Origin of the sequence: Flexibacter flexilis DSM 6793 (assembly GCF_900112255.1) — a bacterium.
Classification (GTDB): Bacteria; Bacteroidota; Bacteroidia; order Cytophagales; family Flexibacteraceae; genus Flexibacter; species Flexibacter flexilis.
In genome coordinates this window covers 120834-141130 of record NZ_FOLE01000009.1, presented here as the reverse complement: position 1 = coordinate 141130, position 20297 = coordinate 120834, and the positions used below count along the sequence as shown (strand labels likewise).

Annotated in this window: 15 protein-coding genes; 3 read left to right on the top strand and 12 right to left on the bottom strand. The window is 43.1% G+C overall.

The annotated features are described in order from the left end of the window. Positions 1-23: 23 nt before the first annotated feature. Positions 24-1688: a glutamate formimidoyltransferase gene (ftcD, locus tag BM090_RS14280; RefSeq protein ID WP_177199949.1), complete on the bottom strand. Its 1665-nt coding sequence runs from the start codon at positions 1686-1688 to the stop codon at positions 24-26. 331 nt (positions 1689-2019) lie between these two features. On the opposite strand from ftcD, the gene BM090_RS14275 reads away from it, so the two are divergent. Together BM090_RS14275 and BM090_RS14270 are read left to right on the top strand one after the other, a co-directional pair. Continuing rightward, positions 2020-3039, top strand: a complete 1020-nt coding sequence (locus BM090_RS14275; RefSeq protein WP_091514674.1) for a patatin-like phospholipase family protein — start codon at positions 2020-2022, stop codon at positions 3037-3039. A gap of 24 nt (positions 3040-3063) precedes the next feature. After that, positions 3064-3492, top strand: coding sequence for a hypothetical protein (locus BM090_RS14270; RefSeq protein ID WP_091514670.1), 429 nt, complete (start codon positions 3064-3066; stop codon positions 3490-3492). 61 nt (positions 3493-3553) lie between these two features. Here BM090_RS14270 and BM090_RS14265 read toward each other — a convergent pair whose 3' ends face one another. The 4 genes from BM090_RS14265 to BM090_RS14250 form a co-directional block, all read right to left on the bottom strand. Then, positions 3554-4240, bottom strand: a complete 687-nt coding sequence (locus BM090_RS14265) for a DUF4129 domain-containing protein (protein WP_177199948.1) — start codon at positions 4238-4240, stop codon at positions 3554-3556. A 70-nt stretch (positions 4241-4310) separates the two neighbouring features. Further along, on the bottom strand, positions 4311-6617 hold the full coding sequence (locus BM090_RS14260; RefSeq protein ID WP_091514662.1) for a penicillin-binding protein 1A: 2307 nt from the start codon (positions 6615-6617) through the stop codon (positions 4311-4313). A gap of 192 nt (positions 6618-6809) precedes the next feature. Next, positions 6810-7466, bottom strand: a complete 657-nt coding sequence (locus tag BM090_RS14255; protein WP_091514836.1) for a peptidylprolyl isomerase — start codon at positions 7464-7466, stop codon at positions 6810-6812. A 183-nt stretch (positions 7467-7649) separates the two neighbouring features. Further along, the gene (locus BM090_RS14250; RefSeq protein ID WP_091514658.1) at positions 7650-7901 is read right to left on the bottom strand and encodes a hypothetical protein; all 252 of its coding nucleotides are present in this window, start codon (positions 7899-7901) and stop codon (positions 7650-7652) included. 189 nt (positions 7902-8090) lie between these two features. Between BM090_RS14250 and BM090_RS14245 the strand changes: the two genes are divergently transcribed. Further along, positions 8091-11660 (top strand): BspA family leucine-rich repeat surface protein, encoded by a 3570-nt coding sequence (locus tag BM090_RS14245; RefSeq protein ID WP_091514655.1) that lies wholly within the window; start codon positions 8091-8093, stop codon positions 11658-11660. A 66-nt stretch (positions 11661-11726) separates the two neighbouring features. Here the strand turns inward: BM090_RS14245 and BM090_RS14240 are convergent, their stop codons facing one another. From BM090_RS14240 to BM090_RS14210, 7 genes are all read right to left on the bottom strand, one after another. Further along, positions 11727-12959, bottom strand: coding sequence for an NAD(P)-dependent oxidoreductase (locus BM090_RS14240; RefSeq protein ID WP_091514651.1), 1233 nt, complete (start codon positions 12957-12959; stop codon positions 11727-11729). A gap of 302 nt (positions 12960-13261) precedes the next feature. Continuing rightward, complete coding sequence (locus BM090_RS14235; protein ID WP_143083987.1) at positions 13262-14305, bottom strand: hypothetical protein; 1044 nt, start codon at positions 14303-14305, stop codon at positions 13262-13264. Positions 14306-14334: 29 nt separating this feature from the next. Further along, a complete protein-coding gene (locus tag BM090_RS14230; RefSeq protein ID WP_143083986.1) occupies positions 14335-15387 on the bottom strand; it encodes a hypothetical protein in 1053 nt (350 codons plus the stop codon). Positions 15388-15419: 32 nt separating this feature from the next. Then, on the bottom strand, positions 15420-16454 hold the full coding sequence (locus BM090_RS14225; RefSeq protein WP_143083985.1) for a hypothetical protein: 1035 nt from the start codon (positions 16452-16454) through the stop codon (positions 15420-15422). A gap of 32 nt (positions 16455-16486) precedes the next feature. Continuing rightward, on the bottom strand, positions 16487-17524 hold the full coding sequence (locus BM090_RS14220; protein WP_091514637.1) for a hypothetical protein: 1038 nt from the start codon (positions 17522-17524) through the stop codon (positions 16487-16489). 160 nt (positions 17525-17684) lie between these two features. Beyond that, on the bottom strand, positions 17685-18215 hold the full coding sequence (locus tag BM090_RS14215) for a hypothetical protein (RefSeq protein ID WP_091514634.1): 531 nt from the start codon (positions 18213-18215) through the stop codon (positions 17685-17687). Positions 18216-18382: 167 nt separating this feature from the next. Then, positions 18383-20218, bottom strand: coding sequence for a tetratricopeptide repeat protein (locus BM090_RS14210; protein WP_091514632.1), 1836 nt, complete (start codon positions 20216-20218; stop codon positions 18383-18385). Positions 20219-20297: the final 79 nt, after the last annotated feature.

Genomic DNA, 20297 nt, shown 5'->3' with positions numbered 1-20297 from the left:
CGTATCTACTACAAAATTTGTCGTTACAATTTACTTTCCACAATCGCCAAAATAGCGGTTTCGGCAGCGGCAGCAGCTTCTGCCAACATTTTTGCTTTGGCTAAAATATCTGATTTGAAAACCTCGTCATCGTAAGAAGCGGCATTGATTTTGACATTGAGCCACGCACCCCACACGGCAGTACGCGCACACAAAGCCCCAACGCCTGCATCACTCACAGAATTTGGATTGCCTGTTTCGGCCATCGCTTTGAGCATTTCCATTGACTCAAAAGACAATTCCATCACCTTGAAAGGCACTTCGATAGCATTGCGCGTTGCGGCTTGAATGGCTGCTTTGCGGGCTTGTTTTTCGGCATCAGAGGATTTGGGCAACCCGAACGCGTCCATGATGCGATTGAAGGCGCGTGTATCTTCGTCCACGCAGTAAAGCAATTGTTTTTTGAGTTTTTCGCCTTTTTCTGCCCAGTCCGAAAACTCTTCCCAACGTTCGTCCCAGCCGCGTTTGTGCGACGACAAATTGGCTACCATCGTTCCCAACGACACACCCAACGCACCGCAATACGCCGCAATAGAACCGCCCCCTGGGGCTGGAGATTCGGAAGCCGTTTCGTCTGCAAACGCCTCTAAGTTCATGTTAATCAGTGGCGAACTATTGGCATCTTTGAGTATGTATTCAATAATTTTTTTCTCTGGCTCAAAAGGTCTTAGCTCATCAAGCCCCATCGACTTGACGGCAATCTTAATCAATTCTTTTTCTGAAACACCCACCGAACGTTCTTGTTTGCGCAAGAAATATTTGCCTGCTTCCGTGAGGGCTTTTAGCGGCAAAAGGCCTACGATTTCTGTGCCCGTTACGCGCAAACCACGCGCCGTGGCCGATTTGTTCACCTCATCAAAAGCCACGTGAATTGGCGTAATGCCTATGTCGGTAAGGTTCATGGAAACTTGCGCCACACCGTATTCGGCTATATACCAACCAATTGCTTTACAAGCCTTTAGCGAACCCGCTACCCGTACTTCTTCCGTTTGGCCAGTGGCAGGATTGGTTTGTTTTACCAAACGGCCAGCCTCACGCACATCAAAAGCCACCGAATTGGCGCGGCGCGTAGAAGTAGTGTTAAGGTTAAAATTAACCGCAATCAAGAAATCACGTGCACCGATGGCTGTTGCGCCAACCGTCGGGCGGAAAGTATTGCCACCAAAATCGGGCATCCAGTTCGGGTCTTCGAGTTTTTTGGCCAAACCTTCGTATTCGCCAGCACGCACCGTTGCCAAATTCTTGCGTTCTGGACGCGAGGCGGCACTTTCGTACAAATACACAGGATATTCTAATTCACGGCCTACTCTTTCGGCCAATTGGCGAGCGTAAGCGGCAGTTTCTTCCAACGTAATATTGCTCACGGGCACAAACGGGCAAACGTCTGTTGCGCCAAAACGCGGATGTTCGCCTTTGTGTTTGCTCATGTCTATCAGCTCTTTGGCTTTTTGCATAGCCCTGAAAGCAGCTTCCATGACAGGTTGTGGCTGCCCTACAAACGTAACGACGGTGCGATTAGTAGCCGCCCCTGGATCAACATCCAGTAACTTAATGCCTTCTACACTTTCTATGACATCCGTGATTTGTTTGATAATGGCCAAGTTGCGGCCTTCTGAGAAATTGGGAACACACTCAATGAGTTGTATCATAATCTTTTTATTGAATTGAAATAATTGGGTGCAATATATGCGGTAGTTTTTTCACTAAAAATAATCCAAAATAACACATTCAAGCATACGATTACATTTGATGTTATTGGGGGGATTTATTCTATTGGCCAAAAATATAAAAATATTTTTGAAAAAATAAAGAATATAAATTACTAGTAATCAAACAATTAACATATTATTCAAAAAAAATATCAAAAGCTTGTAACCCTTTTTGCTGCCGAGAAACGTCTTATCTATAACCAGAACCAAAAACTTATCAATGCAAAATCTAAAACTATGTTCAATATACAAATAATTACATTTTAAGCGTATGGCAAAAACAATCAAAACAGGACTTGTGCTCCAAGGCGGTGGCGCGTTAGGGGCTTATCAGTGGGGGGCGATTAAAGCATTTGAAGAGCAATCATCGTTTGATCCTTGTATTGTTACGGGCGTTTCCATTGGAGCAATCAATGCCGCCGTGTATTTGAGTGGTGGCGTAGAAGCGTTGGATACGCTTTGGACGACTATCCAAATGCGCGTTAATCCGTTTTTACCGCAAAGCTGGCAAGCCAAAGAATCTAAGATTGCCAACCCGAATATGTACTACATCAATCCGTTTTTTCTGGCCTCGCCGCTTACTGCGCTGAACATTTATGACTTAGCTCCGTTTTGGGGATTGCTCGAAAAACTCATTGATATACAAAAACTTAATAGCCTCGAAACCAAATTGGTCGTAGAAGCCGTAAACGTAGAAACTGGCGATTTAGTGCCGTTTAGCAACCACGACAAAGACGGCATTAGTTTAGATAAAATCGTGGCAAGTATGAGCATTCCGCCCAATTTTCCTGCCGTAAAAGTAGATAACAACTACTATTGGGACGGTGGTTTGTTTGCCAATATGCCATTGGCTCCCGCCATTAATTATCTGGAAGCAATTGAAGGGCATAACATCGAACGTGAGTTATTAATTATCAATCTATTTCGAAAAAATGCAGCCATGCCTACCAACATAGACCAGATTTCTAACCGCATCAAAGAATTGATGTTTGAAAGCAAATTGGCTTTGGACAACCGCACTTTTGCCGCAATGGATAGCTACATAGACCTGATTCATAAGATAGATGCCGTTTTGCCAGCCGACAGCCCCATCAAGCAAGAGCCAGCCTACCAGAAACTCATGAACCATAAAAAAATTAATAAACACACCGTGTTGCAGTACGAAGCCGAAGGCGTGGAAGGAACTGACGATTTTACGCCAGCCGCCATGAATCTACGTTTCCGTACAGGCTACCGCGATGCGCTTACCACTTTAAGCCAAAAAAATCAACTTTCATACTCATTTATCTAGTTCATTCCTAAAATTTTTACGACAATGGAAACCTTATTTTTCAATAAAAGATATTGCAAAATCTACTACATCGAAGAATCTAGATGCGTACATTTGGATTGGGACGGCTTTTGTAACTCCGACGAGTTTCGGGAAGCCTGCAACGCCTCATTGGAGTTGCTTATCCAAAAAGGCGCAGACAAAATGATCGCCGACAATACCAAAGCCAAAGTATTAAAATCCGAAGACCAACAATGGATGAATGACGTTTGGTTTCCGAAAGCATTTGCAGCAGGATTTCGTACTTCGGCAGTAGTAGTACCTAAAGATATTTTCCGTGATATGGCCGTGAAGAAAATTGTAAATGATTTGGACAAAAATAAATTTACTGTACATTTTTTCGACAATTACACACAAGCCACCGTATGGATAAAGGAAGTTGAATACTCACTTGCCAGCAAACAAGTGGGATAAACCTTATAGAACCAAAAGCAATGTGGGGCGCGGCAGAATCTGCCGCGCCCCACATTGCTTTTTATTTTAAAGTGCCACTAAATGTCTTAAAATGTTCTTGGATTGATTCAAATGTCGTGGCATCTATCGGGAAATCACCGTAATACGCATATTCAAAGGTTTGAGTCAATTGCTGAAAATCTACGGAATTAGGCTTTTTCAACTTAAATTCTTGTAAATAATCCTGATTCGTTTTTTCTTTTTTCCAATCAATTAAGCCTTTGTCATTCAGGGTTTTGAGTGTTTGCAAATAATACAAACGTGTGGCACGTCCGTACATTTGCGCGGCGATAGCCTTACGAATTTCTTCCTCAAACGCAATAGCGTGAATGTTGTCTCTTTCTACCGTATAATCCAGTGCCTTGTCTTTGCTTTTTTTACCACCCAGAAACAATGTGCGCCATTGGTTTTTGTAAATCATGTACGCAAACAACAAAACCACCGACACGGCCAACGTATAGCGCAACACCAACCAAAATGTACCTGCATTCTTGTCAAAAAGCAGCAATAACAAACGGCTCAGCAGCCACGCTTTAAAACGTTCCCACAGCGTAGGCACTTCTACTACATCGTGGCCGTAATTATAATCTTTATCGGCAGCGTACGGCTCTAATGTCTTTTTGTCGAAAGTCCGAACAGGAGCAGCAGCAGTGTCCAAAGCAACCGCCTCTTTTACAGCAGATTGCGAAACTGCGGTATCTTGAGGCATGCTTTCTTGGCCTAATACCTGTACAGCTATTAGTAAACTTATGCCCAGAAATAAAGCCCTGATTTTCATGTTATTCGATGCCGTCGTTTTGCTGTTTATATACTTGGCTGGCCGAATCGGTTTGCAAAGAATCTGGCGCAGGTGCATTCACTTTCTTGCAGTTTAGTTGCTCGCGTTCGTCTATGTTCGTTACACGTTTAAACATTTTCTTTTTCACAGGCAAAGTTTTGTCTTCATACACTGCGTCCATGTAATACGACCAAATAGGCATGGCCATACGTGCGCCTTGTCCCAGATTGGATGTATGGAAGTGAATACTGCGATCGTCGCCACCAACCCAAACACCTGTTACCAACTCTTCGGTTACACCCATAAACCAGCCATCCGAATAGTTAGAAGTTGTACCTGTTTTCGCACCTACTTCGTTGCTGTACAGTGTTTTACCCAAATTATAAAGCCCAAGAGCCGTACCGTTTCGCTCCGTCGTGCTACCTTTGAGCATATACACCATCAAAAAGGCCGTTTCGGGACTGAGTACTTCTTTTTGCGCTGGTTTAAAACTTTTTATCAAATTGCCACTTTTGTCTTCGATGCGCGTAATGTAATACGGCTTCGTCCAAGTGCCTTGATTCACAAAAGTGCTATACGCACCCACCAACTCGTACAGCGACACATCACTTACGCCCAAGGCCAAAGCAGGCACAGGGTCTAAAGGGCTTTCAATCCCTAAGCGGTGCGCATAATCCACGACGGTTTGCGGCGTGATTTTCTCTATCAATTGTACGGCTATCGTGTTGATAGACTGTGCCATAGCCAAACGCAAGGTTTTGCGTTCGCCCGAATAAACGCCATCGCTGTTTTTAGGTGTCCAGCTTTTGCCCGTACTCCCGTCGGTAATCGTAAACGGCGCATCTACCATTTCGTTGCAAGGATGATAACCCAAATCCAAAGCCGCTGCATACACAAACGGCTTGAACGTAGAACCAGGTTGGCGGCGACCTTGTCGCACGTGGTCGTACTTAAAGGCACGGAAATTTATTCCCCCAACCCACGCCTTAATGTGTCCCGAATGCGGCTCCATAGACATCAGACCCGCGTGCAAAAAGCGTTTGGTATAACGAATAGAATCCATGAAACTCAGCGTAGTATCAATCGCATAACGCTCTGTTTTCCAACTAAATAAACGACGATTCACAGGCATATTCAGCTTTGCCATTACCGAATCTTCGTTGCCGCCATACAGCTCCATGTATTCTTTGTAGGTTTCGGTACGTTTGGCGGCATTTTCTATAAAATTAGGAATTACTTTGCCATTTTCGTCCACCCAAGGAGCTCTTCCTTTCCAATAATCAAAGAATTTGGCTTGTAATTTTTTCATGTGGCGTTCTACGGCAGCTTCCGCATAGCGTTGCATACGCGAATCTATTGTCGTGTAAATTTTCAGGCCATCCGAAAACAAATCGTAATTATTTTCTTTACAAAAAGCGATCAAATCCTTGCGCAACTCAGCACGGAAATATGGCGCAAGGCCATCATTTGCATTTTCAACTTTATAATTGTTGTTATCAATCGGCAAGGCTGAAAGCTGTTCAAATTCTTCTTCCGTGATATAATCGTATTTTTCCATTTGCTCCAACACCGTATTGCGACGCGCTTTGCAGCGTTCTGGATTCAGAATAGGGCTATAAAGTGTCGGGCCTTTGAGCAAACCAACCAAAATAGCCGCCTGAGAGACAGACAATTGGTCGGGTGTTGTACCAAAAAAAGTTTTAGCGGCTACTTTGATTCCGTAAGCATTACTACCAAAATCAACGGTATTGAGATACATCGTCAAAATCTCGCGTTTGGTGTAGGCGCGTTCGAGTTTGATGGCCGTAATCCATTCTTTGCTTTTGGCAATCACGGTCGCGATTTTACTGAAACCCCACTCGGCCAAACGTCCCGAATATTCCTCGCCTCTGGTCTGGAACAAGTTTTTGGCTAACTGTTGGGAAATGGTACTCGAACCGCGTTTTTTGCCAATCAACAAATACGGCACAATCGTAAATGTACCTTTCATATCTATGCCCGAATGCTCATCAAAACGTACGTCTTCGGTGGCGTACAGGGCTTTGATAAGGTTGGGTGAAATTTGCTCAAACTTCACGTCTTCGCGGTTTTCGCGGAAATATTTACCCAAAATCTGATTGTCGGCACTATACACGATGGAGGCACGCTCCAGCGTCGGGTTGGCTAATTTATCAATGCCTGGCATTCCCCCAAAAAATCCCCCCAAATCAACAGAAACGGCATATACATAAAACACGACAAAGGCGACAGTAGCCACAAAGCCAATCCAAAGTATTCGTACCAGTGCGGCGGGTGAGGGTATTGACATAACTCAAAAAAAGATAGACACAAATTTAAAATACAAAGCCTGAGCGCATCACCGCGCCAAACTCTCAACTAGCAAAGGTAGTATTTTTGGGCGTGAAGGCTGCAATATTTTGGTACAATCTTAATCAAATTTAAAATCAAAGCCCTTAGCATCAGTTTTTTATCACTCAAAGCAATAGCCTATTTCGGGGTTTTAGGGCAAAACTACCAGCTTAAGCGGAATACGTTTGAGCGGTTTTTCGCTGTAGGTTTCCACTTCCGCAATTTTCTGTACCACGTCCATGCCTTCGGTTACTTCGCCAAACACCGTATATTTTCCGTCCAGATTCGGGCTGCCGCCCAAAGTGGTGTACGTGCGAATTTGTTCGGGTGTAAGTTGTGTTAAATCTATTTCGGTGCTGTCTTGGCGTTGGCCTTGCACGATATAAAATTCCGTTGGTGCGGACGCATTTTCGGGATTGTCGCCGTGTGCCATCGCCAACGCACCGCGTTTGTGGAAATGGTTGGGTGTAAATTCGGGCGGCACCAAATAGCTGTCGTAACCTGCTCCTCTCCCACCCTGCACCATAAACGCATAAATCACGCGGTAAAAATCTGCGCCATTATCATAAAAACCCTGCTTAATTAGCCTAATAAAATTGGCCCGATGCAGTGGCGTATCATCATAAAGGCGCAGCGTAATATTACCGTAAGAAGTTTGGATTTGCACCTGATTTTCAGGATTTTGTTTACCATATTCGGTCAGAACTTCGCGCACTTTGGCGGGGTCGATGTCGTAGCTCTGCGAGCAACCTGCCAGCACAGCCACGACCATCATCATCAAAAAAAGTTTTTTAGCAAAAGAATACATAACCCAAGGTTGTTTTGGGGTAAAGATAAAAATTCTCTGCACAAAGCCCGCTCCAAGCATTTAATCTTGCATATCCATTGATTTGAGGCCTCCAATTATAAAATTATAGGCACTCAAAATATCGGAAATTTAATTATGCTAACCACCTCTTCACCTTTTTAGTAGCGGCACGCGGTTGGCAAATCACGTTTGGGTGTAATGCTCATTGGGCAAAGGGTCGGTGTAAGCCAATTCGTAATCGCGCCATTGGCTCGGCAAGTTGAAAAACGTAACGCCTTTATACACAATCATGATGTCGCGGTAATAAATGCGGTCGAAAGAAGCCGAAATGTTCAGTGTTTTGCGTTTGAAACTGTCTATCCAAAAGCCATCCCACAAATAATTTTGGGGATTTTTTTGGTTTATCTCGTCGAGATTGATAGCAGAAGAAAGCATATTGAATGATGTTTTAGATTAAGAAAACCGCATAAAATTTTGCCATATTAGTATTATACATTAAACTTTTTGAATGATAAAATAAAAACAAAACAATATTATTATTTTTAAATAAAAAATATAAAATACTCAAATTGAATCTATATTTGTGCCTGATTTGAACACAATAAAACCTAAAACATACATCGTATGCAAAATATTTACAAAAGCATAGTCCTGTTGGCTATACTTTGTTTTTTGGGACATAATTCAGCTATTGCCCAAAACTTTATTACGCAATGGAATTTAGCTACCGCAGGTTCGGGAGCAACGCAACTAAGCATAGGCACGGCCACCAGTGGCACAGTAAATTACACTTGGCAGCAACTCCCGTCGGGGGCTTCGGGTAGTGGCTCATGGAGCGGCACAACACTTACGATTACAGGTTTGCCAGCAAGTACTAACATTCGTTTAGAAATCAGCCCCACCAATTTCCAAAGAATCAATATCAGTAACGGCGCAGACCGCGACCGCCTCACAGACGTAAGTCAATGGGGCGCAGTGGCTTGGACAAGCATGAATAGTGCTTTTTATGGCTGCTCCAATCTACAAATTTCTGCAACAGACGTTCCTAATTTGGCTGGTGTAACAGACATGGGGGGGATGTTTTATAATTGCACGACGCTTAATTCCCCTACCAACATCAATAGTTGGAATACGGGTAGCATTACCAATATGGCTTCGCTGTTTCAGGGGGCGACGGCTTTTAACCAAAATATTGGCGGCTGGAATACGGCCAATGTTGTCAGTACGTATGCCATGTTTACAAATGCAGTAGCTTTTAATCAAGGCATTAGCGCGTGGAATACGGCCAATGTAATTAATATCTCCTATATGTTTTCGGGGGCTACGGCTTTTAATCAAAATATTGGTGGCTGGAATACAGCTAAAGCCGTGAGCATGGAAGCAATGTTTTGGAATGCCGAAAATTTTAATCAAAATATTGGTAGCTGGAATACAGCCAACGTAACCACTATGGGTAATATGTTTTACAATGCCAAAGCGTTTAATGGAAATATTGGCGCGTGGAGCACTACCAAAGTAACCAATATGTCGAATATGTTGAATGGGGCATTGGTTTTTAATCAGAATATTGGTGGCTGGAATACGAGTAATGTAACCACCATGTACGGAATGTTTGCAGGCGCAACCGCTTTTAATGGAAATATTGGCACTTGGGACGTGAGCAAAGTAACTAACATGGGTTATATGTTTTCGGGGGCGGCAGCTTTTAACCAAAACCTTAACGCTTGGAACACCAGTAACGCCATTTTAATGGATGGGATGTTCCGATTTACGACGAGCTTTAACGGAAATATTGCGGCTTGGAATACCACCAACGTAACCAATATGAGCCACATGTTTAACGGGGCAACGGTTTTTAATCAAAATATTGGCGCGTGGAATACAGCCAATGTGACGAATATGGCCAATATGTTTAATACCGCCACGGCTTTCAACCAAAACATTGGGACTTGGAATACGGCTAATGTATTGTCTATGTACGGAATGTTTGCGGCGGCTACGAGTTTTAACCAAAATATTGGCGGCTGGAACACAGGGAGCGTAACCAATATGGGCTATATGTTTCACGGAGCTACGGCCTTTAACCAAAATCTTAACGCTTGGAATACGGCCAATGTAACCGCCATGGACGGCATGTTTAAGAGTGCCACGAGTTTTAACCAAAGTCTTAACGCTTGGAATACGGCCAATGTAAACACTATGGCCGCCATGTTTAATGGGGCTTCGGTTTTTAATCAAAATATTGGAGCATGGAACACGACCAGCGTCACGAACATGAGCAATATGTTTAATGGCGCAACGGTTTTTAATCAAAATATCAGCACTTGGAACACGGCCAACGTAGGTAGTATGTACGCTATGTTTAGTTTGGCCAAAGCCTTTAATCAAAATATCAGTGCTTGGAATACGGCTAATGTGACGAACATGGCTTATATGTTTCAGGGGGCAATTGCTTTCAACCAAAATATTGGTAGTTGGAATACGGGTAGCGTCACGGCCATAGAAGGAATGTTTAATGGAGCTACTGTTTTTAACCAAAATATTGGGGCTTGGAACACGGCCAATGTGCTAAATATGTCCTATATGTTTCAGAGTGCACCAGCCTTCAACCAAAATATTGGCGGTTGGAATACGGCCAAAGTAACCAACATGGCGGCGATGTTTAATGGCGCAACGGCTTTCAATCAAAATATTAGTGCTTGGAATACAGCCAATGTAATATCAATGTATGCGATGTTCATCAGCGCGACGGCCTTTAATCAAAATATTGGTGGCTGGAGTACAGCCAATGTGATTGATATGTCGAGTATGTTTTCAAGTGCGACGGCCTTTAATCAAGACCTTGGGGCTTGGACGCTCAACGCCGCCGTAAACATGAACAGTATGCTCAACAACTGCGGTATGAATTGTAGTAATTATTCGGCTACGCTTACGGGTTGGAGTAATAATGCAGCCACGCCTACGGGCAGAGGTTTGGGAGCAACAGGCCGAAAATATTCAACTGCGGCGGTGGCTTTTCGTACCAATTTGGTAAGCGGCAAAGGCTGGACGATTGCGGGGGATGCTGTTTTTGCGCCTGCACCAGTATTGTTAAGTTCTGGCGTAACACCCCTAACTATTATTCCTTCTTGCGAACCCAATTATTATGTTAGAAACGCCAATGCTACCACCAAATATATGACCCTGAACGCCAATGGCAACAGTTTTTTGCCTGCCTCCATAACCATTAACAATCAAGGAAATTTGATTGGCGGCGGCACTGGCTCGTTTACCAATATACCTACTGGTTATTATCAGCTCTCGGACGGCGGCAATACGCTGCGCATAAGCAAACGCCTCAACACAATCGTTGCGCCAGGTAGCTACACCACCAACGGCGGCGTAATTGTACGCGTGTATTATAGTTCTTCGGAAAACAGTTTGATGACTACTGATACTTGGCCAGACAATGCCACACCGTCGGTTACGTCGGGTTGGTTCAAGCATTCGGGTAGCTCGGCGCAAGACGTAGTCAACGACATGACAACGCTTGGCCTCAACAATGCAGAATTTATCACGCCAACAGCCACAGGGATAGAGTCAGGCATCAAGTATGCTGAATTTAAAGTAAGCAGCTTTAGTACCTTTGGATTTTATAGCTACGCTACTACGATTTTACCTATCAAGCTCATCTCGTTTAAGGCTGATTGCCAGCAAAATAACGTAACGCTTCGTTGGGCTACGGCTTCCGAAACCAGCAACGAATCTTTTGCCATTGAGCGCAGCTTGGACACCAAAAACTGGGAAGTAATCGGTACGTTGAAAGGCTTGGGCAACTCTAACCAAGCGCAGCAATATGCTTTTATGGATAAAAATCCGCTTTCCGAAACGTCCTATTATCGTCTCAAACAAACAGATTTTGATGGAAAATACAGCTATTCGCCAACGGCTACAAGCAATTGCAGCGGTAAAGGAGCAGATGTTTTTGAGGTTTACCCGAACCCTTCGGCCAGCGGAATTTTTTATGTAAACAGCACCACAGCCAATGCACGCATTACGGTAACATATGCGTTGGGTAAAAAGGTACTCGAAATGGCCATTAACAAAGAAGAAAATACCCAACTGGATTTATCGGGCTACAGCAGCGGCATTTATTTGGTAAGGCTTGTTTCTGACAACGGAACGAAAACCAAAAAAGTAAGTATCGGGAAGTAAAATATTGATCTGAAAAAAGCCTCTCATTGAAGTATAATCAATGAGAGGCTTTTTTCGTCAAAAAAATTATTCGTCTTTTTTACTATAAATATAGTCGCTCAAATATTCGAAGTAACCAGTAAGTGCATTCTTTTCGGCGATTGTGGCGCGTTTTACTACCTTTTCAGAATCGTGCCCAACAAGCAAATGAGGAAAGACATTATCCAAAAGTTGACGACCGAAAGCGCGGGAAGCATCGTAGGGAAGTTCACAAGGAAGATTATCAATGGACATCAGTGTAACATGATTTTCATTAGAAAATGCATCTGTCAGACTATGCGTATGAGGTTGGTAATCAAAAAATGGCTCTGTTATTGTTGATGCCTTGAGCGTACATGGCACGAAACCTTCTATGTCGCAAGTAATATCTGCAATTACCTTGATACGAAAATCAGTGGATTTCAGTGCTTCCAAAGAAAACAAGGAAGGCGTACTTGGATGCCAAAATGCCGTAGTAATCAAAATATCCGTTAGAGCGGCAAATCGTTCAAAAGTACTATATACTTGCGCTGGATTTTGGTGAAAATATTGGCTATCCCATGTTTTTCCATCTTTACGAGCATAATAATCAGCCGAACTGATTTGCGTATAAACAGGCTCTGAGAATGTTTGCGTTAAATATTCTTCTGGGCTTACCTGCTTTATATTCATGCCATCTAACACATCTTTAGCTCCTTTTCCGACACGCCCCTTGCCTACCAATGCTATTTTGATAGCAGGCAGCGCAGCCACTTTGGGGTATTCCGTACTAATCATTTCTGCCATCGAATGGCACTGATTGGCGGGTTTAAGATTGAAAAGGCTATAACGCAACCCATAACCACGTATTCCGTTATAAGCTCCAACGATACCTGCGTAGTAGCCAAATGCAACGATTCGTTCGCCACGCTCATTAGTAAGGCACTCATAATCAACAAGCTTTACATTTTTTTTAATAACCGTTTGTAATAATTTACGATTATGTGCTTGTTTTTTGATGGTATGCGAAAAAAACAAATACGTCTTATTTGACAAAAGTTTATCTACGGGAACTTCTTTAATTCCTAAGAGTAAATCACAGTCACTCATATCATCTCCTACCTCAATTCCCAATTGGGTATAGGCATCGTCAGGAACACAACGTATCGAACTGGATTCTACTTTTACTTGCAAAAAAGGATACTGAGCTTGCAGTTCGAGGCACTGCTCTGGCAGTAATGCCACCCTTTTGTCTGGTGGGTTTTTGTATTCTCGAATTAAGCCTAACTTTAAGTAATTCATGGTTGCTTTGATGTGTAGATAATAAAATTATGGGAGCAAAGGTAGCAAAAAAAGCCGAAGCTGTTTGAGCTATTATTCTTCGTACATCATCAGGCCACAACCCAAAAGTACGTGCTTTTACTTTCGTTACCTTATATCAAAATGTCAAGTTGGTTCCTTCAAACTATTTGGTCAATCGGTTGCTATCATTTCAATTTAATCCTAAAGAAAATTAAAGATACGTGCCTCGTGTTGTAATGACCAAAAGCCGTTACCTGAAATCAGGATAACGGCTTTCTCATTTAAATAAACACAAATATATTTTACTTTACAATTATATCGGAAGCATACGCAGCCATGGCAGTATCTGTTAGATTTACAGCTACGCCATTCTTCCAATATTTAGCCATATATTTATTAGGCGCAAATCGCTGACAACCCGAAAAATACACATCTGAACCTACCACTGCCAAGCCCGATAAACTCGTAGAAGCAGACTTCGTAAAACTAATGTCAGTTTCTACGCCATTTTTCCAATAAGTGGCGGCACCATCTTTTGTCCCCAATATGTGTACATCATTGCCAGACAAAACTATCCTAGTGGCATACGAATCGTATTGAATATCACTACTTTTGAGTAGTGCAATACCTACGCCATTCTTCCAATATTTGGCTATATCGCGTTGCGTAGTATTATCACGTTCGTAACCTATGGCATAAACATTCGTACCCGAAATAGCCATGCCCATAAGTACAGCATAGTTTGTACCATCGTTGAGGCGTGTGGCTACGCCATTTTTCCAATAAGTAGCAAATTTACCATATCTTCCGCAAGCATATACATCTGTTCCAGAAGAAGTTAAGCACCATACTTCAGAATTATAAGCATCATCTACTAAGGTAATTGGTGTGCCATTTTTCCAGAGCCTTGCCCTTGCACCAAGGCCTATCTCTTCGCGTCCGCCTACATAAACATCCGAACCCACTACCGCAATACCAGTAAGCACCGCCTCTTGGGCTTCTGTAGAAACAAAAACAGGTGTACCATTTTTCCAGTAAGTTGCCCGCTTATTACCTGATGTTGAGTTTAATGGCCAATAATAACCCGCTGCATATACATCATTACCCGAAACGAGCAAGGCATTGGCGGAGGCATCATCAGAGTTATGCTCGTCGGCACTTGTCCAATTTTCCACGACGCCATTTTTCCAGTATTTGACTGTAAATGCGCCATTATTCTTACGAGATTGCATACCAATCACATGTACATCAGGGTTGGGTTTGACGTCATCGTCTTTTTTGCAAGAAGTTGCGCCCAAGGCAATGATAGCTGCCACTACTAATATTGATAGAAAAGACTTTTTCATGATTTTTAGTTTTAGAAATAATGAGCGTTTTATTTAACACAAAGGCTTGTTATTTGTGTGTCGTACTGGCCATCGGAAAGCGTAGTAACCACACCATTTTTCCAAAGTTTGGCTATATTTTTTTCATAACCGCCCACGTACACATCGCCATTATGCACACATATGGAGGTTGCTTGGGCATAGTTTGTGCCATCGGTTAGGTTTACAGCTACACCATTTTTCCAATATTTGGCAGCATATTTATCATTATTTCCCTCATAACCAGCCACATAAACATCATTGCCGTCCAAAAATATTGAATTGGCACTGGCTTCCTTGTTGCCGTCTGTTAAGCTACTGGCTACGCCATTTTTCCAAAGGGTCGCAATCTTGTTATCCCCAATCGACTTATAACCAACGGCATACACATTACCACCAAAAACTAACATTGAATAAACGGTTGCATCGCTGCTACCATCAGAAAGTGAAGTAGCCACGCCGTTTTTCCAAATTTTCGCGACGAGTTTATTGGCACTATTGTATTCATAGCCGCCCACATACACATCACTTCCCGACACAAACACCGTGTACAAGTTAGCTGCATTTGTACCAGATGTGATGTTTTTGGCTACGCCATTTTTCCACAATTTAGCCACGTACGCCGAGCCATTATTCTCTGAACCAGCCACATACACATCACTACCCGACACAAATACTTGTTCGCCATATCCACGCTTAGAAGTATCCGAAAGCGTAGTAGCTACGCCATTTTTCCAAAGCTTAGCTACATATTTAACGCTCACGCCTTCAACAACTTTCTTCTCATAGCCTGTTACATAAATATCGTTATTGGCAACCGCAATAGAATTAGCCACATACCCCGTAGATCGGCCACCAGTACTACTGGAACTATTAGCAATATTGGTAGCCACGCCGTTTTTCCATAATTTGGCCACATACGCCGAGAGGTTATCATTGTACTCATAACCTGCAACATAAACCACTGGGTCTGCCTTCGTTTCGTCGTCATCATCTTTGCAAGACGTTGCACCCAAGGCTAGGGCTACCGCAACTACGATTATTTTAAAAGAATACTTTTTCATGATTTTAATTTGAGAATAGTTGATACACTTCATTATTTCACGGCAATGCCTGTAACAACACAGTTTGATTTAGGATTAGGAAGAACAGTAGCCGCACCGTTTTTCCAGCATTTGGCTACATAACGAACGCCATCCCATTCGTAACCTCCGACATAGACATTCCCTCCGTACACACAAATACAAGTAGCCAAAGTCTTTGTTGTGCCGTCACCCAAATTTACGGCCACGCCATTTTTCCAATACTTAGCCACCGATTTAGTCCCAATGTCCTCCCAACCAGACACGTAAACGTCTTTTCCAGCTACCGCTAAGCCCGACACGCTGGCTTCGTTTTGGCCATTGGTCAGATTGGTTGCTACACCATTTTTCCAAAGTGTGGCCACGCCCTTACTTCCATTTGATACTCTTCCTGCGATATATACATCACTACCAGAGACCACTACACCAATCGCGGCCGCGTCGTTTTGACCGTCAGTTAGATTCGTCGCCACACCATTTTTCCAATATTTAGCTACGGATTTAGAACCTCTATACTCATAACCAACCGCATGAACATCTTTGCCAGAGGAATAAATGGAATAAGCTTGCGAGTTTGTGGTACTGTCAGCTAAATCGTGCCCCACACCATTTTTCCAATAGTGAGCAACATTGTATCCGCCCTTGCTCACAAGGCCTGATACATACACATCGTTGCCTGACACAAATACGTTTGAAGCACTGGAATAATTCTTATTATCCAATGCCAACGGCATTACCACGCCATTTTTCCAAAGCGTGGCCGCGAATTTGTCAACATTGCGCATCTCTCCTGCCACGTACAGGTCTTTACCAGAAGCAAATATTTTATTGAGAAAAGGACTTTTCGTTGTATCTCCATACACGGAATCAACACCATTTTTCCAAATTTTTCCAGCAAATACCCCCATTGATTTGAGTTGATAACCAACCATATACACATCTGGATTTGGATTGATGTATTCAGTTTCATCATCATCGTCTTTGCAAGACGTAGCACCCAATGCTAGCAGCAAAACAGCCACCAGCATTGGGAATAAAGATTTTTTCATAATTTTTGATTAAAAAATTGATTTAGAAGCTTTTATTTCACGACCAAACTACGAACTACTGCATTGTTTTGGCCATCAGAAAGCGCAGTAGCTACGCCGTTTTTCCAAATCTTCGCCACGTTTTTAGAGCCATTCGACTCGAAACCAGCCACATATACATTGCCTTCATGTACATAGAGTGTATTGGCTCCAGCATTATTCGTACCATTGGTCAGGCTAACGGCCACGCCATTTTTCCAATATTTAGCCACTGTTTTAGAACCATTCGACTCATAACCAGCCACGTACACATCGCTACCAACAAGTACAATGTCTCTTGCTTGGGCATCATTATAGCCGTCGGTGAGGCCCGTATAAAGACCATTTTTCCAAAGAACAGCCACCGTTTTTTCGCTATTAAATTCATAACCTACGGCATATACATCGCTACCCGAAATCAAAATCTTGACTGCAATGGCATCATTACTGCCGCCAGACATGGCCCAAGCCACACCGTTTTTCCAAAGTTTCGCCACTTTTTTGCCATTAGTCTTTTCTTCATAACCAGCAAGATATACATCACTTCCCGACACGAACACCGAATTAAAATGCGCATTTGTTGAGCCATCCGTTATGTTCTTTGCTACGCCATTTTTCCAATATTTGGCCACGTAATGCGCACCATTAAACTGAGAACCAGCAACATACACATCACCATCCGACACAAATACTTGTTGTGCAAAAGCCCAATTGGAACTATCCGAAAGATTCTTCGCCACGCCATTTTTCCAAAGTCTGGCCACATACTCAATACCAACGTTTCCATCCGAAACCGTCTCATAGCCACAGACATAAGTATCATTTCCTGAAAGAAAAATAGAATTAGTTTGCTGATTGTTAGTGCCGTTGGACAAATTCGTAGCCCTACCATTTGTCCACAATTTGGCGACATCTTTCGTCCCATTGGACTCGTAACCCACCGCATAAACAACTGACCCTATACTTGTTTCCTCATCGTCTTTAGAACAAGACGTTGCGCCAAACGCCAACAACACGGCGGCGGCTAATATTTTAATAAAGTGCTTTTTCATGATTTGTAAATAACTAAAGCGTAAATAAGTGCGTAATTCATTCACCAACAGGCCATAGTAAGACAGAAACCGCTACTTAAAAAGTAACGGCTTCACTTCCATACTCATCTAAATAAATTAAGTGTTGGTTAGTAAATTGTATGATAGAAGGTAATCCGTATTAAAGATTTCCAGACTCGTCTGCCGATAGCTCCTTGCCTGTTTTGATTTCTTTGTACAAAATGTTGTTGTCTTTTACGCCCACAAACTCATAACCTTTGGCCTTTTCCATTTCTTTTATTTTGGCTTCGGCGGCTTCTACTTTTGGTTTTAAATCTTTGTAACGTGGGTCGAGGGTGGCAGGCCCCATGTCGCAAACTCTTGCACCTGGACGGCCATAACCTTCCTTGCCGCCTGTGTAAAAGTAACGGGCAGCTTCAAAATCTTTGCGAGCAAACCACAAAGCACTTGGGCCAGACAAATAGCCTTTCGGGTCTTTTTGGAATTTTGGATAATACGTTTCGTTGATAGATTTCAAGCGGCCTTCCACGTTGCTAATACAAGCGTCGGGCTGAATAGCTGTGCCGTCAAAGCTGCTGCTTTGTGCCTGAGACGAAGCCTTATCTTTCGCCTTTTTCAACATACCACCCAATTGGGCAAACGACGGAACAGAGATAAAAAATGAAACAATCAAAACTACTAATACTCTCATGACTGAATGATTTAAGTTGGTAAAAATTGTGCGGTGAAACCTTTGTCTGATTTCGAAGCAAATGTATTCTACCAACCCCCAAACTGTATCAAAAGCAGCGTTACAAAGTATGTACAAGCTTGATTTTATTCATTAAATCATACGAAAAATAACTAAATCAACAACTTTTAAATTAAATTGATATAATCTGGTAAGTCTTGTTCTGTGTCCAAACCGAGCTTTTTCTTGATACGATAGCGCGAAACGCGCACGCTATTCACGTCTATATGCAACAAACTGGCGATCTCCTTGGGGCTAAATTTCATCTTGATATACGCGCAATGCCGCAACTCGTGGTCTGTGAGACTACTCACCGAAAGCCGCTCAAAAAAGTTGGGATGTACACCCTCAAAGTGTACTTTAATTTTTTCCCAGTCGTCATCAAAATTCATGTTGCGGCGAATCGTTTGGCTAATCTTGTGCAATTGTTTTTGGTTGCTTTCGTCGGTGCTGGGCAGCTCTCGGATTTGTTGGCGCAGCGAGTCGAGCAACTCATTTTTTTGTTGAATAAACATAGTCGCCGTCGTGAGTTCGCGCTGTTTGGCTTCCATCTCGGCTTGCAAGGCTTGCGTTTTTTGTTCGGCCAATTGCGTTTGGGCTTGCAAGGCGGCTTGCTCCAATCGCATGTTTTTTTCTTGTTGCTCAAAAGTTTGTTGCGCTTGTTGGCGCAACTGTTTTTGCAAACGAAAAGCCCTTCTATAACCCCAGAAAAGCCCCAAAGCCAACACTCCCGCCAACGACGAAATCCCGATAATCCAGTTACGCGCACGCACGCGGTCTTGGAGCATTTCGATTTGTTGTTCTTTCTTCTCGGTTTCATATTCTACTTTGGTTTGGGAAATGGCTTCGGCTTTTTCGCGGCTAAAAACCGAATCTTTCAGGGCGATGTATTGCTCCAATGCCTGCACATTGGCGGCGGCGTTGCCTGTCTGTTTGTACAAATCGCTTAGGCCTTTGTAGAGTTGCATTTTCTGGTACGGATTATCCACCAAACGCGTGTCTTTGAGTGCTTCCAGCAACACGGCTTCGGCCTGCGCATTCTTTTTCATTTCAGTATAAATGTAGCTCAACCCCACCGAATACAAGATAAACGAACCTACATTTTCGCCTTTTTGAGCCGTGCGCAAAGCACTTTGTACGAGGGCAAGGGCTTGATCATATTTTTTTTGGGCTACATAAATCCCCGCCAAATTGAACTGTGGCGTAGTAAGCAAATTTTCGTTTTGGCCTTTTTGGGCATAAGTAATGGCTTGCAACAAATAATACTCGGCGGAATCGTTGCGGTTTTCTTGGCTCATAAAAAGCGTACCCATGTCGTTGCACAAATCCGAAATCTTATCGTTGGCTGCCGCCGTTCGGTAATACGCCAAAGCCTTCCGAATGTGGGCAATGCCTTCTTTGGGGTCGCCTGTGTAGTAGGCTGCTTTTCCCAACGAGGCGTAAACACTGGCCACGCTGGCCGTCATGCCTTCGGCTTCGTACAGGCGCAAGGCTTTGAATTGATAGTCAAAATAATTTTTCCAATCATTCAAATAAAAATAGCTCACCGCTACGGCATTGTACATTTCGGCTTGTAGGGCGGGTTCGGGTGTCTGATTGACCAATACCAATATTTGTTGGGCGTAATCTTGGGCTTTTTTGTAGCGTTGGTAGGTAATCATGTTCTGAAATAGCAGATGCAGCGCAAAATACTGATGCCGAACCGAGGCCGTATGTTTGGCCAGTTCGGAGGCTTGCGCGGCCATGAACGTAACCGTTTCTTTTTCTGCCTTAGCGTCGAGTTCGTTAGGGAAACGTTGCGCGATGGCGTTCAGATAAGCTATTTTGGCCGTATCGGTGGGGAGTTTGTCCAATTGTACTTGGATTTGGGAAGGCGTAGGCCTTGCAGCATTTTGGGCATGGGTAAAAGAAACCAAAACCAACAGCCAGAAAGCTGTGAGTCCATAGCTGAAAAATCGTGTCATATTGTCCTATCAGAATAATAAAGAGAGCTAAAAAATTTGCGGGTTGATAGTGCAAATGTAGGAGGTTTTGAGCGTTCCC

Bases quoted from the DNA above. Each gene is read 5' to 3' on its own strand.
- BM090_RS14230 (WP_143083986.1), bottom strand. From the start codon at position 15,387: ATGAAAAAGTATTCTTTTAAAATAATCGTAGTTGCGGTAGCCCTAGCC.
- BM090_RS14265 (WP_177199948.1), bottom strand. From the start codon at position 4,240: ATGCCTCAAGATACCGCAGTTTCGCAATCTGCTGTAAAAGAGGCGGTT.
- BM090_RS14275 (WP_091514674.1), top strand. From the start codon at position 2,020: ATGGCAAAAACAATCAAAACAGGACTTGTGCTCCAAGGCGGTGGCGCG.
- BM090_RS14215 (WP_091514634.1), bottom strand. From the start codon at position 18,215: ATGAGAGTATTAGTAGTTTTGATTGTTTCATTTTTTATCTCTGTTCCG.
- BM090_RS14240 (WP_091514651.1), bottom strand. From the start codon at position 12,959: ATGAATTACTTAAAGTTAGGCTTAATTCGAGAATACAAAAACCCACCA.
- BM090_RS14250 (WP_091514658.1), bottom strand. From the start codon at position 7,901: ATGCTTTCTTCTGCTATCAATCTCGACGAGATAAACCAAAAAAATCCC.
- BM090_RS14255 (WP_091514836.1), bottom strand. From the start codon at position 7,466: ATGTATTCTTTTGCTAAAAAACTTTTTTTGATGATGATGGTCGTGGCT.
- BM090_RS14220 (WP_091514637.1), bottom strand. From the start codon at position 17,524: ATGAAAAAGCACTTTATTAAAATATTAGCCGCCGCCGTGTTGTTGGCG.
- ftcD (WP_177199949.1), bottom strand. From the start codon at position 1,688: ATGATACAACTCATTGAGTGTGTTCCCAATTTCTCAGAAGGCCGCAAC.
- BM090_RS14260 (WP_091514662.1), bottom strand. From the start codon at position 6,617: ATGTCAATACCCTCACCCGCCGCACTGGTACGAATACTTTGGATTGGC.
- BM090_RS14270 (WP_091514670.1), top strand. From the start codon at position 3,064: ATGGAAACCTTATTTTTCAATAAAAGATATTGCAAAATCTACTACATC.
- BM090_RS14210 (WP_091514632.1), bottom strand. From the start codon at position 20,218: ATGACACGATTTTTCAGCTATGGACTCACAGCTTTCTGGCTGTTGGTT.
- BM090_RS14245 (WP_091514655.1), top strand. From the start codon at position 8,091: ATGCAAAATATTTACAAAAGCATAGTCCTGTTGGCTATACTTTGTTTT.
- BM090_RS14225 (WP_143083985.1), bottom strand. From the start codon at position 16,454: ATGAAAAAATCTTTATTCCCAATGCTGGTGGCTGTTTTGCTGCTAGCA.
- BM090_RS14235 (WP_143083987.1), bottom strand. From the start codon at position 14,305: ATGAAAAAGTCTTTTCTATCAATATTAGTAGTGGCAGCTATCATTGCC.